The organism is Pseudomonas sp. PDM09, from assembly GCF_014852305.1.
Classification (GTDB): Bacteria; Pseudomonadota; Gammaproteobacteria; order Pseudomonadales; family Pseudomonadaceae; genus Aquipseudomonas.
This window is the reverse complement of the sequence record NZ_JACVBI010000003.1, coordinates 144,164-158,066: the sequence shown is the minus strand read 5'-3', so window position 1 is coordinate 158,066 and position 13,903 is coordinate 144,164. Positions and strand designations below refer to the sequence as shown.

Genomic DNA, 13,903 nt, shown 5'->3' with positions numbered 1-13,903 from the left:
TCAACGATCAGGCGATCTCTCGCAACTCCCGCCGCAGAATCTTGCCCACCGGCGTCATCGGCAACGACTCTCGCAAGACAATGTGCTTGGGGACTTTGTACGCCGTGAAGTTTTCCTTGCAGTAGGCCTTCAGCTCTTCAAGGCTGACACCTGATTCACGGGCCACCACAAACAACTTCACCGCCTCCCCCGAACGCTCGTCCGGCACGCCGATCACCGCGCAGTTGGCGACTTTCGGGTGAGCCATCACCACGTCTTCGATCTCGTTGGGGTACACGTTGAAGCCCGAGACGATGATCATGTCTTTCTTGCGATCGACGATGCGCACGAAACCGTCAGGGTCGATCACCGCAATGTCGCCGGACTTGAACCAGCCGTCGGCGTCCAGCACTTCGGCGGTGGCTTCGGGTTTCTGCCAGTAGCCCTTCATGATCTGCGGGCCCTTGATGCACAGTTCGCCACGCTCACCCAGCGGTTGCTCGACGCCTTCATCGTTGATCACTTTCAGGGTTGTGCCTGGCACCGGCAGGCCGACCGTGCCGATGCGCGACTTGTCGCCATAAGGGTTGGTGCAGGCCACCGGCGAGGTTTCGGTCAGGCCGTAACCTTCGGTGATGCGGCAACCGGTGAGCTGCTCCCAGCGCTCGGCCGTGGCCTTGACCAGCGCGGTGCCGCCGGAGTTGGTGAGCTTGAGGCTGGAGAAATCCAGGGTCTTGAAGTCGGGGTGGTCCATCAGCGCGACGAACAGCGTGTTGAGCCCCAGCAGCGCCGAAAACCGCCAGTTCTTCAGTTCCTTGATGAAGTTACCAATGTCCCGTGGATTGGTGATCAGCACGTTGTGGTTGCCGGTCACCATCATGCACATGCAGTTCGCCGTGAAGGCATAGATATGGTACAGCGGCAGCGGCGCAATCATCACTTCCTGCCCTTCGCGCAGCAGCGGCTGACCGTCGGCGCCGAATTGCCCCAGACACGCCCGCGCCTGCTGCATGTTCGCCACCAGGTTGCCGTGGCTCAGCATGGCGCCCTTGGCCAGCCCGGTGGTGCCGCCGGTGTATTGCAGCACGGCGATGTCGTCGAGGCCGACCTTCAGCGGTTTGATGCCCAGGCCCCGGCCCAGACGCAGCGCGCTCTTGAAGGAAATGGCCTGCGGCAAGGAATAGTCCGGGACCATTTTCTTGACTTTGCTCACCAGGGTATTGACCAGCCAACCCTTGGCGGTGGGCATCAAGTCGCCCATCTTCGCTTCGATCAGGTACTGAATGTCGGTGTCGGGCAGCACTTCCTGGACCTTCTGTCCGAACACGTTCAGGTAAACCAGCGCCCGGGCACCGGAGTCCTTGAACTGATGACGCATCTCCCGCGCAGTGTACAGCGGGTTGGTATTGACCACGATCAGCCCGGCGCGCAAGGCACCGAACACGGCAATCGGGTAATGCAGGACGTTGGGCATCTGCACCGCGATGCGATCCCCCGGCACCAGGTCGGTGTGGGCTTGCAGGTACCCGGCAAACGCGGCGCTGTAGCGTTCCAGTTCGGCGTAGGTCAGGGTCACGCCCATGTTACTGAACGCCGGGCGGTCGGCAAATTTCTTGCAGGAACGCTCGAACACCTCGATCACCGACTTATAGGCTCCAAGATCAATATCCAGGGGCACGCCGGCCGGGCGCTTGTCATTCCAGAAATCAGGTTGCATTGTTCTTGTCCTCTTTACCTGAGCCTATCCGGGGCCGCTCCGTCCTTTCTCAAAAACAGGAAGCGAAAAAGCGGTGCTTCCCGGACACTAGCAGCTATAACGAATCAGGCAAATATGCGCACGGTCGTCATTGATCGCGTGAATCTTGCTGCCCCGCCGTGGCCTGATCAGACAGTAGGCGACGGGATGCGCTATACAATGCATCGAGGCTGTTTCCCACCCGGCAGCCTCATGCAGCCCAACGCAAAGGAATCGCCATGATCCACGACACCTTCTGGCTGACCGCGAGTGACCGCAGCCGCCTCTTCGTCAACCAGTGGCTGCCGGCCGCGCCGCTCAAGGCGGTGATCCTGCTGGCCCACGGCATGGCGGAACACAGCGGCCGTTACGCCCGTCTGGCGCAAGCATGCTGTGATCAGGATTACGGCGTTTATGCGCCCGACCTGCGTGGACATGGCAAAACTGCCGAAAACGGCACCTTGGGCCATTTCGCCGATGATGATGGCTGGTGCAAAGTGGTCGGCGACCTGGCCAGCCTCAACCAACATATCGGCCAACAGCATCCCGGCGTGCCGATCGTGTTGCTCGGCCACAGCATGGGCAGCTACATCGCCCAGGCCTATTTGCTGCACCACAGCGCCAGCCTGCACGGGGCGATTCTCAGCGGCTCGAACTTCCAGCCCGTAACGCTCTATCGCGCAGCGCGACAGATTGCTCGCCTCGAACGCCTGCGCCAAGGGCCCAAGGGGCTCAGTGCGCTGATCGAATGGCTGTCGTTCGGCTCATTCAACAAGAAATTCAAACCGGCGCGCACGCCGTTCGACTGGCTGAGCCGCGACCCGGCCGAAGTCGACAAATACGCCAATGACCCGCTCTGCGGCTTTCGCTGCACCAATCAATTGTGGATCGATTTGCTCGGCGGCTTGCAGCAAATCAGCAAAGCGTCCAATCTCGCCCAGATCGATCCGGGCCTGCCGCTGCTGGTGATCGGCGGCGAATGTGATCCGGTGAGCGAAGGCAAACGTCTGAAAGATCTGGCCCACGCCCTGCGCGACGCTGGCTGCCAGAACCTGCAGCTGACTATTTACCCGCAGGCCCGGCATGAACTGTTCAATGAAATCAATCGCGATGAAGTGACTGCCGATGTGCTGAACTGGATCGCCCAGGACTTGAGCGCTCGCCGGCCACCCAGAACCGAATAGTTTTTTGTGGATTTTTTTTAATTCGTCACAGGAATCGAGACAGATGACCCAGGTTACCAACACGCCTTACGAAGCCCTTGAAGTCGGCCAGACCGCCAGCTACAGCAAGACCGTCGAAGAGCGCGACATTCAGTTGTTCGCCGCGATGTCCGGCGACCACAACCCGGTGCACCTGGACGCCGAGTTCGCCGCCGCCAGCATGTTCAAGGAGCGTATCGCCCACGGCATGTTCAGCGGCGCGTTGATCAGCGCGGCGGTGGCTTGCGAGTTGCCTGGGCCGGGGACGATTTATATCGGTCAGACGATGAGCTTTCAAAAGCCGGTGAAAATTGGCGACACGCTGACTGTGCGCCTGGAAATTCTCGAGAAACTGCCGAAGTTTCGTGTACGTATCGCCACTCGGGTGTTCAACCAGCGCGATGAGTTGGTCGTGGATGGCGAGGCAGAGATTCTGGCGCCGCGCAAGCAACAGACCGTGACGTTGCCGACGTTGCCGGCGATCAGCATCGGCTGATTTACAAGCCCCAAAAGATCGCAGCATTCGGCAGCTCCTACAGAGATCGGTGTAGGTGCTGCGAAGGCTGCGATCTTTTGATCTTACCGTCCCTCCTGCACCTGCACACTCGCCGTCATCCCCGCGCTCAAACTGATCCCTTCAGGCAACGTGTCGAGCTTGATCCGCACCGGAATCCGCTGCGCCAGGCGTACCCAGTTAAACGTCGGTTCCACCTCGGCCAGCAACTGCCCATCGGGCGTGGTATTGCGGTCGGTAATCCCGCGACTGATGCTTTCGACGTGCCCCTGCAACGCCTCCCCGGCGCTCATGAGCCAGACTTTGACCGGATCGCCGACGCGAATTCGCGGCAGTTTGGTTTCTTCGAAATACGCCTGCACATAAAAGGTCGAATCGTCGATCAACGCCATCACCGGTTGCCCGGCATTCACGTAATTACCCTGGGCCAGACGCAGGTTGGTGACGTGACCGCTGCGCGGCGCATGCACCTCGCTGCGGGTCAGGTTGAGTTGCGCGACCTTGGCTTCAGCCTGAGCCTCGCGCAGTTCGCCCCGGGCGATGCCCGCATTGATTTGCGCGTTCTCGCGCAGTTCGGCACTGATCGCCTGCGGCCCGAGACTGGCACGGCGGCTGGCTTCGTGTTCACGCAAACCGAGTTGCTGCTGACGGGTCTGCACCACCGCTTGCGCCTTCTCCAGCGCGGCTTCGAAACGATCACGGTCGATACTCAGCAACACATCGCCAGCCTTGACCTGTTGGTTATCGAAAGCCTTGAGCTCTCGCACCCAGCCAGACACGTCGGGGGCGATGACTACGACGTCGGCGCGGATCCGCGCGTCGCGAGTCCAGGGCGTCAACATGTAGTACTGCCACAGATGGAAGCCGGCAAAAATCGCCAGCGCCGTCAGGCTCAGGGTTATCGCGACACGTACGGATGTACGCATATTCAACTCCTTTATAAAGGCCCGAGTACGACGGTGATCAGAGTCAATACACAGACGTACAAGGCGCAATCAAACAATGCTTCGTGCCAGATCCAGCGGCCGACCGGGGTCAGGCGCAATACCATGCGCAACGCTCCGGTCACCAGCAACGCCAGCAACACATCAATCAGAAACGGACTGAGCAGCACGCCGCCCACCGACCACTCACGCAAGCCCATGGCTTTGCTCCTGTTGGTGACACCAGGCACGCCAGCTGCTTTGCAATTGCAGCACAGCGCCCTGGGCGAGTTTCACCGCGTCGCTGGGCGGTAACGCGTACAAGGTTTTCAATAACGCTTCGCTGGGTTGCGCCAGCGCCTCGGCGCGATTGCCGGCCGGGCCTTGCCCGAGGACTTTTTCCAGTTGCTCGAGATAACGCCGCTGGGGCGCACTGACCGGCACCTGTGCGGCCGCCAGACTCAAGCGCAAATGCAGCAACTCATCGCCGATGTCCAGGCCGAGCAAGCCGTCATCCCAGCGGCTGCGCGCCGGCTCCGGCAACTCGGGATAATGCCGCGCCAGTTGCAGCAAACGGTCGGCCATGCGCCCGCCGAACCAGCTTTCGGCGCCGCGCAGATTGCGTCGGGTGAGGCGCACCAGATCGGCGAGGGTCGCCGCCAGTAAGCGTCGGCCATGCCATGTCGGGTTACGCATGATCAGCAAGTGAAACGCCAATACGGCAGCGCCGACACCGATCAACATGGCCTGAGCGCTATTGAAGAAATTCGCGACATCGAACTTCATCGTGTTCAGCGGCGAAACCAGCACAATAAAGTGCAGACAGAAGGACGTGGCCGTGGCGCCGATCTGCGGTTTGGCCATGCCCAGCGCGCCGAGAAACAGCGGCACGCCCATGCCCATGCACAGCAGCGCAAACCCGCTCCATTGCGGCAGCAGAATCTGCCCGACGATAAACGCCGATGGAATCGCCAGCAGGATGCCGCGCAGAAAGCTCATGCCGATTTGCGCCCCATTCTCGCGGCTGGCAAACAGACTGCACACCACACACGTCAGCACCAGAGCGCCCGACGCCGCAGGCCATGCCGTCGCCAGCCAGAAACCCGACACCACCAGAAACGCCAGTGCACTGCGCGCGCCAAAGACCAGCGCCAATGACAGGTCGCGATGCGGCGTAAGGGTTCTCGGCGGGTCGGCCGTTTCACGCCCCTCCTGCACCGCTTTCAATGCAGTACAGGCCGCCATGGCGGTATCGAGCAACAAAGTGAAACGGGCCAGACAGTAACTTTGCGCAGCACTGATGCGTGCATCGTGGGAGGCGTCGAGCAATCTGGGGCGCAAGGCTTGCAACTGGGCGGTATCACAAGCGCCAATCGCTTCTTGAACCTCGGTCATCCATGGCATCAGTTGCTCGGCTTCGAGCAGTTCCAATTGATTCCATTGACGGCGTACCGAACGGGCGATGCGCAACAGCATCAACAGCTTCTGACTCAAACCGCTGATGGCCCGCGCTCGTTGCCGACCGAGGCTACCTTCAAACCAGGCATGCTCGCGCTGGGCATCGACCGCGACGATTTTCCCGAGTATTTCCAGTAAGCCTTTACGCGCCTGAGCGTCGCCGGCCAATGTCGCACGCGCGGCATTCATGCCGCTTTGCCAGGCAGCTCGCGCCTGGTCCGCCAGTTGCCGTTCGACCCGCAATGGCCAGAGCAACGCACTGGCAGCGGTGGCGCAGAGAATGCCCAGGCAGATTTCCGTGCAGCGCGCCACGGCTTGATCGAACACCGTCAGCGGATGGGCAATGGCCGGCAATGCGATGATCGCCACCGTGTAACCGGCCAACACAAAGGAATAGGACCAGGCGCTGCGCAGCAAGGTCGAACTCGCCGTACACAGCCCGAGCCACAACGCCAACGCCAGCAAAAACAGCCAGGGCGTCTGAGCGAACAGGCCCATGAACACCACCGACATGATCGTCCCGACCAGCGTACCCAACAGCCGTGCCAAACCCTTGTGCACCACCATCCCGGACAACGGTTGGGCGACGATAAATGCCGTCATCAACGCCCACGACGGTTGCTCCAGCCCCCAGCGCAACGCCAGCCACAGTGCCAGGCCGCCGCCGATCAAAGTCTTGATCGCGAACTGCAAGGCGCGGCGGTCAGGCGCGAACAAGGCCTGCAAAGTGATAGGCACGTAGGACACTCTTGAAAGGACGGTTTAACGATAGCCCGGTTAGGCGAGATGATTTGAATGACAAATTATTAGCTAGCTATCTATATCCCGTCCAGTGTTAAATCCCGAACATAAAAAAACGCCAGACTGGCTGGCGTTTTTGACAGATAACGAACGCTTATGAGCGTGCGCGAGCCTGGTTACGCAGGGCTTTCACCTGATCGTGGTTGCGTTGCACGCCGTGATACTGGCGTTCAACGATGTCACGAATGCTCACCAGGTTGTCTTTGTTGATTTTTTCCAGCGCTTCCTTGTACGCCTTCAGCGCGTGGTCTTCACCGCGTTCGGCTTCGTTCAGCACCGCCTCTTCATCCTTGCCGGTGAACATCGCCTTCACATCGACCCAGCGACGGTGCAGATCGCCGCTGACACTGGTGGAGGTTTCCGGATCACCGCCCAGGGAACGCACGGCAGCCTGCAGCTCGGCAGCGGCAGCAGCGCAGTCGGCGGAGCGCTGTATGAACAGGTTCTTAAGTTCTGGATGCTTGATGTCTTCAGCGCAAGTCTTGAACCCTTCCTGACCGTCTTTACTGGTTTCAATCAGGTCGTTGAGTACAGAGATCGCTTCTTTATTAATGTCGGTCATTTTTCAATTCCTTGCGGTTGATGAAAGATGCAATAAGTAGTTGCAGCCTGCATGCCAGCTTTGAATTGATAACTTTTTACTTATATTTCAATTGGTTAGGTTTTAACGAGGAATCTGTATCCGCTTTTTTTGCATGATCTGTCATTTGGCCTGCATGCAGAATGCCTGTATTTTCCAGACTGCCTTGAATCAAGATGACTGATGATGAATCCCGAAAAGCTCGAACTGCTGATTACCCGCGAAATGCCCTTCGGCAAATACAAGGGCCGCATCATCGCTGACCTGCCCGGTCAGTACCTGAACTGGTTCGCTCGCGAAGGTTTCCCCCACGGTGAACTCGGCGGTTTGCTGGCTTTGATGCAGGAAATCGACCACAACGGCTTGTCGGAACTGCTCGAACCCCTGCGCGCCAAACACGGCAAACCCGCGCCTCGCCACTGACCCGCCCTACCTCACCGAGTTGCTCATGCCCGATAACACCCGCCGTACCCGCGATGAAGCCTTTTGGCAGACCTTTGCCGACCGTTACGCCGTCGAACCCGGCCCCCTGAACCTGGAAAACGGTTATTTCGGGCGCATGTCGCGCACCGTGGTCGAGGAGTATCAGCGCAACATCGAACTCATCAACCGCGGCAACTCGGTGCATGTGCGCCAACGCTTCGAACAGGGCGAAAGCGTCAAGATTCGTGCGCAATTGGCCGAGCTGATCGGTGCCCCCGCCGAAGCCGTTGCCTTCACCTGCAACGCCTCGGATGGCCTGCAATCGCTGATCCGCAACTACAATCGCCTGGCACCGGGCGATCAGGTGCTGATAAGCGATCTGGAGTACGACACGGTCAAGGGTGCAATGCGTTGGCTGGCACGTTATCGAGGCGTGGAAGTGATCGAGATCGAACACCACCACCCCGCCAGTTTCGACAGTTTACTCACCGCTTACCGCGAAGCTTTCGTGCGTTATCCGCGACTGAAGCTGATGGCGCTGACCCACGTCACCCATCGTACCGGACTGGTCATGCCGGTGCAGGCGATTGCCGCTGCCGCCAGGGAACACGGGATCGATGTGATCCTCGACGGCGCCCATGCCCTCGGTCAGATCGAGTTCGATCTCGAGAAACTGGGCATCGCTTTTGCTGGCTACAACTTGCACAAATGGATCGGTGCGCCGCTGACGCTGGGCTTCATTTACATCGCCCCCGAGCGCCTGGCCGATATTGACCCGGACATGGGCGAGATGCATTTCCCGGTCACCGACATTCGCGCCCGCATGCCCTACAGCACGCCCAATATTCCGGCCCTGCTTACCCTGCCGTTGGTGTTCGAAGAACATCACGCCATGGGCGGTTCCGTCGCCAAGGGCATGCGGCTCAATTACCTGCGCAACCGATGGGTCGATGCCGTTCGGGGGTTACCGGGGATCGAAATCATGACCCCCGATGACCCGCGCCTGTATTGCGCCATCACCTCGATGCGCTTTACCCGGCATGCCGATCAGCAGGCGATGGTCGAGCGCCTGCTCAACGACTACAACCTGTTTACCGTGATGCGCAGCGGTGCGGCGTGTGGCCCGTGCATCCGCATTACGCCGGGCCTCACCACCACCGCAGCCGACATGGATCGGTTGGCACGGGCGCTGACTGAATTGCGCTGAGGTCACACGGTGTATTTGTCGAAGTCCTCGGGCTTGATTTGCGATGACACCGCAAACGTGTCGACGCCGATGGTCATGTGCCCGAAAAAGCCGTCGTCGTTCGAGTCTCGACCGATGGCATGGACATTCAAGGTCGAGGCTTCGCCGCCTCGGTGCTTGTAGTGAAAATCTTCATCGTTTGTCAGCGCTGATACCGTGCGCCCGCCGTATTCTCTGGCATCAAGCACCGATCTCGACGCTACGTCCGGGAAGTAGAGTTGGCCAACCCAGGCGACATGGCGTTCTTCGAGATAGTTGTTGCCGGCTGTGATGCGTACCGCGACATGTATGTGCAGCGCTCGGCCGGCATAAAACCCCGGATAGATCGTGGTAAACCGGACGATGCCGTTTTTGTCCGTGAATTGCCCACCACGCAGGTAGGTATCATCATCGGTACGCGGGATCGACCCGATATCGCCGACGCTGACTTTCTTGTCTGGGTTGATCTTGCTCCACCCCGAATACGCCCCGCGCGCGTTGCAATGCCAGATATCGACCACCGCCCCGGTGACCGGTTGACCGGTCATCGCATCGACGATCGTCAGCCGCAGAACCAAGGGGATGCCATCCATGCCTTCGCTGATGTTGCGTCTGATCAGTTTCGGGTTTCGAAAATACGGGCCGGCGATCTGTTCGGGTGACAGTTGGCAAGCCGGAGGTGGGGATGTCATTGCAGTATTGTCGTCCATGACGTTCTCTCTTCCATAAGATGAACGCAGGTTAACGCCGGACGAGCGACGAGATGCGGTAACTATGTATCGCGTGATGTCGTGTAGCAGCTGCCGAGCCTGCGAGGCTGCGTTCGGCTGCGTAGCAGTCGTCAAACCAGAGCTTGCGGTGCATCAGGAAAACCGCATCAGCCGGACTCACGACTGCTACGCAGCCGAACGCAGCCTCGCAGGCTCGGCAGCTGCTACAAAGAGCGTTTCGACAGTCACAGAAATTTTCAGCAGGCAAAAAAAAACGGTGCACCGACCAAGCGCACCGTAAAGCCGTAGAACACACAACGAAGTGTTTGGTAAAAATCCGGTAAATCAGTCCAGCAGGGCCAACGCCTCGGCGGTGCACTCCTGGATGCGGGCCCAGTCGCCGTTCTTGATCCACTCGGGGTCAAGCATCCAGCTACCGCCCACGCACATCACGTTTTTCAACGCCATGTAGCTCTTGATGTTGGCCGGGCTGACGCCGCCGGTCGGGCAGAATTTTACTTCGCCGAACGGACCGCCCAGGGCCTTGATAGCCGCGACGCCGCCGCTGACTTCCGCCGGGAACAGCTTGAAGCGGCGATAACCCAGGCTATAGCCTTCCATGATGCCGGAGGCATTGCTGATGCCCGGCAACAACGGGATCGGACTGCCGACACTGGCTTCAAGCAGGTCACGGGTGATACCCGGTGTGACGATGAATTGCGAACCGGCCGCTTCGGCAGCGGCCAGCATGCTGCGATCCAGTACGGTGCCGGCGCCGGTTACCAGTTCCGGACGCTGCTCGCGCAGGATCTGGATCGCCTTGAGACCGAACTGCGAACGCAGGGTCACTTCCAGCGCCGTCAGGCCACCGGCCGCCAAGGCGTCGGCCAACGGCAGTACGTCCTGTTCACGGGCGATGGTGATCACCGGCAGGATCCGCGCCTTGGCGCAAAGGCTGTCGATCAGGGCAACTTTGTCCGCCATGGAAACGGTCGGGGATGTGTTTGTCATAGCGGCTGATCCTTGGTTCATGGGCACCAGTAAATCTCTAACGTAGGTTGCAGAAACGCCCGAATCGGCATGGCGGCGACATCGTCACCGGCCAGTGCGGCATTCAGGGTGGTCAGCTTGGACTGACCGGAAATCGATAGAACGGTGTGCTTCGCCGAAGCCAGCAGCGCGCGACTCATGGTCAGGCGTTGATGGGGCACGGTCGGCGCCAGCATCGGCCAGCAACGGCGGGTGCCGTCGACTTTCAAGGCATCGGCCAGGTTCGGGCTGTTGGGGAACAGCGACGCGGTATGACCATCGTCACCCATGCCCAGCACCAGCACGTCGATCGGCGGCAATTCGGCGAGCAAGCGATCAGCCTGCTCGGCGGCCTGCTCCAGGTTGGCGGTGGCACTGTAGAGGCTCAGGAACTGAGCCTTGGCCGCCGGGCCTTGCAACAGGTAACGCTTGAGCAGACCGGCATTGCTGTCGGCATGTTCCACCGGCACCCAGCGCTCGTCAGCCAGGCTGACCACCACTTTCGACCAGTCCAGCTTCTGCTTGGCCAGGTGCTGGAAAAACGCCACCGGGCTGCGCCCGCCAGACACCACCAGCGTCGCGGCGCCTTGTGCGGCAATGGCGTCGCTCAGTTGCTTGGCCACCGTCAATGCCAGGCCTTCGGCCAGCAGCACCGGGCTCTTGAACTCATGGGCGCTAACGCCCTGAGGCAGTTTCAATTCAGATATCGCCATACCACGACCTCCCGTCCCGCGTAATCAGTGCAATGGAGCTCATCGGCCCCCACGACCCGGCCGCGTACGGCTTGGGCGCATCGCCGGATTTTTTCCACCCGGCGATCAACTGGTCACACCACTTCCACGCGGCTTCGATTTCATCTTTACGGACAAACAAATTCTGATTGCCGCGCATCACTTCCAGCAACAACCGTTCGTAGGCGTCGGGAATCCGCGCGCTGCGATAGGTGTCGGAAAAATTCAGCTGCAACGGACCGCTGCGCAGCTGCATGCCCTTGTCCAGGCCTTGTTCTTTGGTCATCACGCGCAAGGAAATGCCTTCATCCGGTTGCAGGCGGATGATCAGTTTGTTGCTGATCTGCAAGCGCTGCTCAGGGGCGAAGATGTAGTGCGACGGCTCCTTGAAGTGGATGACGATCTGCGACAACTTTTGCGGCATGCGCTTGCCGGTCCGCAGGTAAAACGGCACACCGGCCCAGCGCCAGTTACGAATGTCGGCACGCAGGGCGACGAAGGTTTCGGTGTCGCTCTGGGTGTTGGAATTAGGCTCTTCCAGATACCCGGGTACCGATTTGCCTTCGCTGTGCCCGGCGATGTACTGGCCGCGCACCACTTGAGTGGTCAGGCCTTCCGGGCTGATCGGCGCCAGCGCCTTGAGGACTTTGACTTTCTCATCGCGAATGCTGTCGGCGGACAGGTCGGCCGGCGGGTCCATGGCGATCAGGCAGAGCAATTGCAGCAGGTGATTCTGGATCATGTCCCGCAGCTGCCCGGCCTTGTCGAAATAGCCCCAACGGCCTTCGATCCCGACCTTCTCGGCCACGGTGATTTCCACGTGGGAGATGTAATTCTGGTTCCACTGGGTTTCGAACAGACTGTTGGCGAAACGCAGGGCGATCAGGTTTTGTACGGTCTCTTTGCCCAGGTAGTGGTCGATGCGGTAGGTGCGGTTCTCCGGGAAGAACTGCGCCACGGCGTCGTTGACCTTGCGCGAGGATTCCAGGTCCGAACCGATGGGTTTTTCCAGCACCACGCGGGTGTTTTCGGTCAGGCCGACCTTCGACAGGTTCTCGCAAATAGCGCCATACACCGCCGCCGGGGTGGCGAAGTAGGCAATCACCCGCTGGGCACTGCCGGCCTGCTCGGCCAGGGCGACGTAATCGTCAGCCTTGAGGAAGTCGACGTGCAGGTAGCTCAAACGGGCCAGGAAGCGCTCGACCACCGCTTCATCCAGCTCTTTGGCGCCCACGTAGCGGCGCAGTTCAGTGGCGATGAATGCCAGATGCTGCTGCTCGCTGCCGGGTTCACGGGCCAGCGCGATAATGCGCGTATCCTCATGAAGCAGGCCGGCGCCATCGAGTTGATAAAGGGCAGGAAACAGCTTGCGCAGGGCTAGATCGCCGAGAGCGCCGAACAAGGCAAAGGTGCAAGGTTCAACCGTAATCGAAGGCATGATGTTTGTTCTTTTATCAAGTTAAGCTACAAATACCTTTTTTCAAGGCATCACTCAAGGGAAAATGTAGTAATAACCACAACATTTTCGCAAAATACAGATTCCGAGTGGTGGTCGGTCGGAGCCATCAGTAGGATAGGCCACCGTTATGGGCCGTATCAAAGGCCCAATTTGCATTAGTCGAACGCTTATTTGCGCTGCTGACCTAAGGAACATGAAATGGATCGCGTGCGAAATTTACTGGAACAGATCCAGAATCGCCTTGAAGACCTGAACAAGGCTGAACGCAAAGTCGCCGAAGTGATTCTGCTCAACCCGGAGCAGGCCACCCGGTTCAGCATTGCCGCCCTCGCCCAGGCCTCGAAGGTCAGCGAGCCGACGGTGAACCGTTTCTGCCGCTCGTTCGGCGTCAGCGGCTACCCGGAACTGAAACTGCAGCTGGCCCAGAGCCTGGCCAGTGGCGCGGCGTATGTCAGCCGGGCGGTGGAAGCCGATGACAATCCGGAAGCGTATACAAAAAAGATTTTCGGCAGCGCCATCGCCTCTTTGGACAGTGCGTTGCAGGCGCTTGACCCGAGCCTGATCAGCCGCGCCGTCGACCTGTTGATCCAGGCCCGCCAGATCCACTTCTTCGGCCTCGGCGCTTCGGCTCCGGTGGCGCTGGATGCCCAGCACAAGTTCTTCCGTTTCAACCTGGCAGTGACCGCCCATGCCGACGTGCTGATGCAACGCATGATTGCCTCGGTGGCCCACACAGGTGAGTTGTTCGTGATCATTTCCTACACCGGCCGCACCCGGGAACTGGTGGAAGTGGCGCGCATCGCCCGGGAAAACGGTGCTTCGGTGCTGGGCCTGACGGCGGAGGGTTCGCCGCTGGCCAAGGCCAGCACCTTGAGCCTGAACATTCCGCTGCCGGAAGACACGGATATCTACATGCCGATGACGTCGCGGATCATTCAACTGACCGTGCTCGATGTACTCGCCACCGGCATGACCCTGCGCCGGGGCGTGGATTTCCAGCCGCATTTGCGCAAGATCAAGGAAAGCCTGAATGCCAGTCGGTATCCGATTGGTGATGAGTTTAATTAACTCATACCGATCGTTCCCACGCTCTGCGTGGGAACGCCTCTAGGGACGCTCCGCGTCCAGTGACGC

The 13,903-nt window shown here is 59.8% G+C and carries 14 protein-coding genes; 5 read left to right on the top strand and 9 right to left on the bottom strand.

The features are described 5' to 3' along the window. Positions 1–7 precede the first annotated feature (7 nt). Entirely contained in the window at positions 8–1,696 is a 1,689-nt protein-coding gene (gene fadD2, locus IB250_RS09435; RefSeq protein ID WP_192343897.1) for a long-chain-fatty-acid--CoA ligase FadD2, read from the bottom strand. 257 nt (positions 1,697–1,953) lie between these two features. On the opposite strand from fadD2, the gene IB250_RS09430 reads away from it, so the two are divergent. Both IB250_RS09430 and IB250_RS09425 read left to right on the top strand, forming a co-directional pair. Next, positions 1,954–2,898, top strand: coding sequence for an alpha/beta hydrolase (locus IB250_RS09430; RefSeq protein WP_192343896.1), 945 nt, complete (start codon positions 1,954–1,956; stop codon positions 2,896–2,898). Positions 2,899–2,941: 43 nt separating this feature from the next. Next, entirely contained in the window at positions 2,942–3,412 is a 471-nt protein-coding gene (locus IB250_RS09425; RefSeq protein WP_007902410.1) for a MaoC family dehydratase, read from the top strand. 83 nt (positions 3,413–3,495) lie between these two features. On the opposite strand, the gene IB250_RS09420 is transcribed toward IB250_RS09425, so the two are convergent. The 4 genes from IB250_RS09420 to IB250_RS09405 form a co-directional block, all read right to left on the bottom strand. Then, on the bottom strand, positions 3,496–4,356 hold the full coding sequence (locus IB250_RS09420) for an HlyD family secretion protein (protein WP_063341287.1): 861 nt from the start codon (positions 4,354–4,356) through the stop codon (positions 3,496–3,498). Positions 4,357–4,367: 11 nt separating this feature from the next. Next, positions 4,368–4,574 (bottom strand): DUF1656 domain-containing protein, encoded by a 207-nt coding sequence (locus IB250_RS09415; RefSeq protein ID WP_008069143.1) that lies wholly within the window; start codon positions 4,572–4,574, stop codon positions 4,368–4,370. After that, positions 4,561–6,549, bottom strand: a complete 1,989-nt coding sequence (locus IB250_RS09410) for an FUSC family protein (RefSeq protein WP_192343895.1) — start codon at positions 6,547–6,549, stop codon at positions 4,561–4,563. Before IB250_RS09410 ends, IB250_RS09415 begins: the two co-directional genes overlap by 14 nt. 157 nt (positions 6,550–6,706) lie before the next feature. Continuing rightward, on the bottom strand, positions 6,707–7,174 hold the full coding sequence (locus IB250_RS09405; protein ID WP_192343894.1) for a PA2169 family four-helix-bundle protein: 468 nt from the start codon (positions 7,172–7,174) through the stop codon (positions 6,707–6,709). Between the two features lie 204 nt (positions 7,175–7,378). Here IB250_RS09405 and IB250_RS09400 point away from each other — a divergent pair, with 204 nt between their 5' ends. Together IB250_RS09400 and IB250_RS09395 are read left to right on the top strand one after the other, a co-directional pair. Further along, positions 7,379–7,615 carry a DUF3820 family protein gene (locus tag IB250_RS09400; RefSeq protein WP_007949456.1) on the top strand — a complete coding sequence of 79 codons (237 nt, stop codon included), beginning with the start codon at positions 7,379–7,381 and terminating at the stop codon, positions 7,613–7,615. 25 nt (positions 7,616–7,640) lie between these two features. After that, on the top strand, positions 7,641–8,822 hold the full coding sequence (locus IB250_RS09395; RefSeq protein ID WP_192343893.1) for an aminotransferase class V-fold PLP-dependent enzyme: 1,182 nt from the start codon (positions 7,641–7,643) through the stop codon (positions 8,820–8,822). 2 nt (positions 8,823–8,824) lie between these two features. On the opposite strand, the gene IB250_RS09390 is transcribed toward IB250_RS09395, so the two are convergent. The 4 genes from IB250_RS09390 to zwf form a co-directional block, all read right to left on the bottom strand. Beyond that, positions 8,825–9,550: an intradiol ring-cleavage dioxygenase gene (locus tag IB250_RS09390; protein ID WP_192343892.1), complete on the bottom strand. Its 726-nt coding sequence runs from the start codon at positions 9,548–9,550 to the stop codon at positions 8,825–8,827. 345 nt (positions 9,551–9,895) lie between these two features. After that, on the bottom strand, positions 9,896–10,561 hold the full coding sequence (locus tag IB250_RS09385; protein WP_008072964.1) for a bifunctional 4-hydroxy-2-oxoglutarate aldolase/2-dehydro-3-deoxy-phosphogluconate aldolase: 666 nt from the start codon (positions 10,559–10,561) through the stop codon (positions 9,896–9,898). 17 nt (positions 10,562–10,578) lie between these two features. Continuing rightward, positions 10,579–11,292: a 6-phosphogluconolactonase gene (gene pgl / locus IB250_RS09380; protein WP_192343891.1), complete on the bottom strand. Its 714-nt coding sequence runs from the start codon at positions 11,290–11,292 to the stop codon at positions 10,579–10,581. Further along, positions 11,279–12,748 (bottom strand): glucose-6-phosphate dehydrogenase, encoded by a 1,470-nt coding sequence (zwf, locus tag IB250_RS09375; RefSeq protein WP_008072962.1) that lies wholly within the window; start codon positions 12,746–12,748, stop codon positions 11,279–11,281. Before zwf ends, pgl begins: the two co-directional genes overlap by 14 nt. A gap of 228 nt (positions 12,749–12,976) precedes the next feature. Here zwf and IB250_RS09370 point away from each other — a divergent pair, with 228 nt between their 5' ends. After that, entirely contained in the window at positions 12,977–13,837 is an 861-nt protein-coding gene (locus tag IB250_RS09370) for a MurR/RpiR family transcriptional regulator (RefSeq protein ID WP_177319492.1), read from the top strand. Positions 13,838–13,903: the final 66 nt, after the last annotated feature.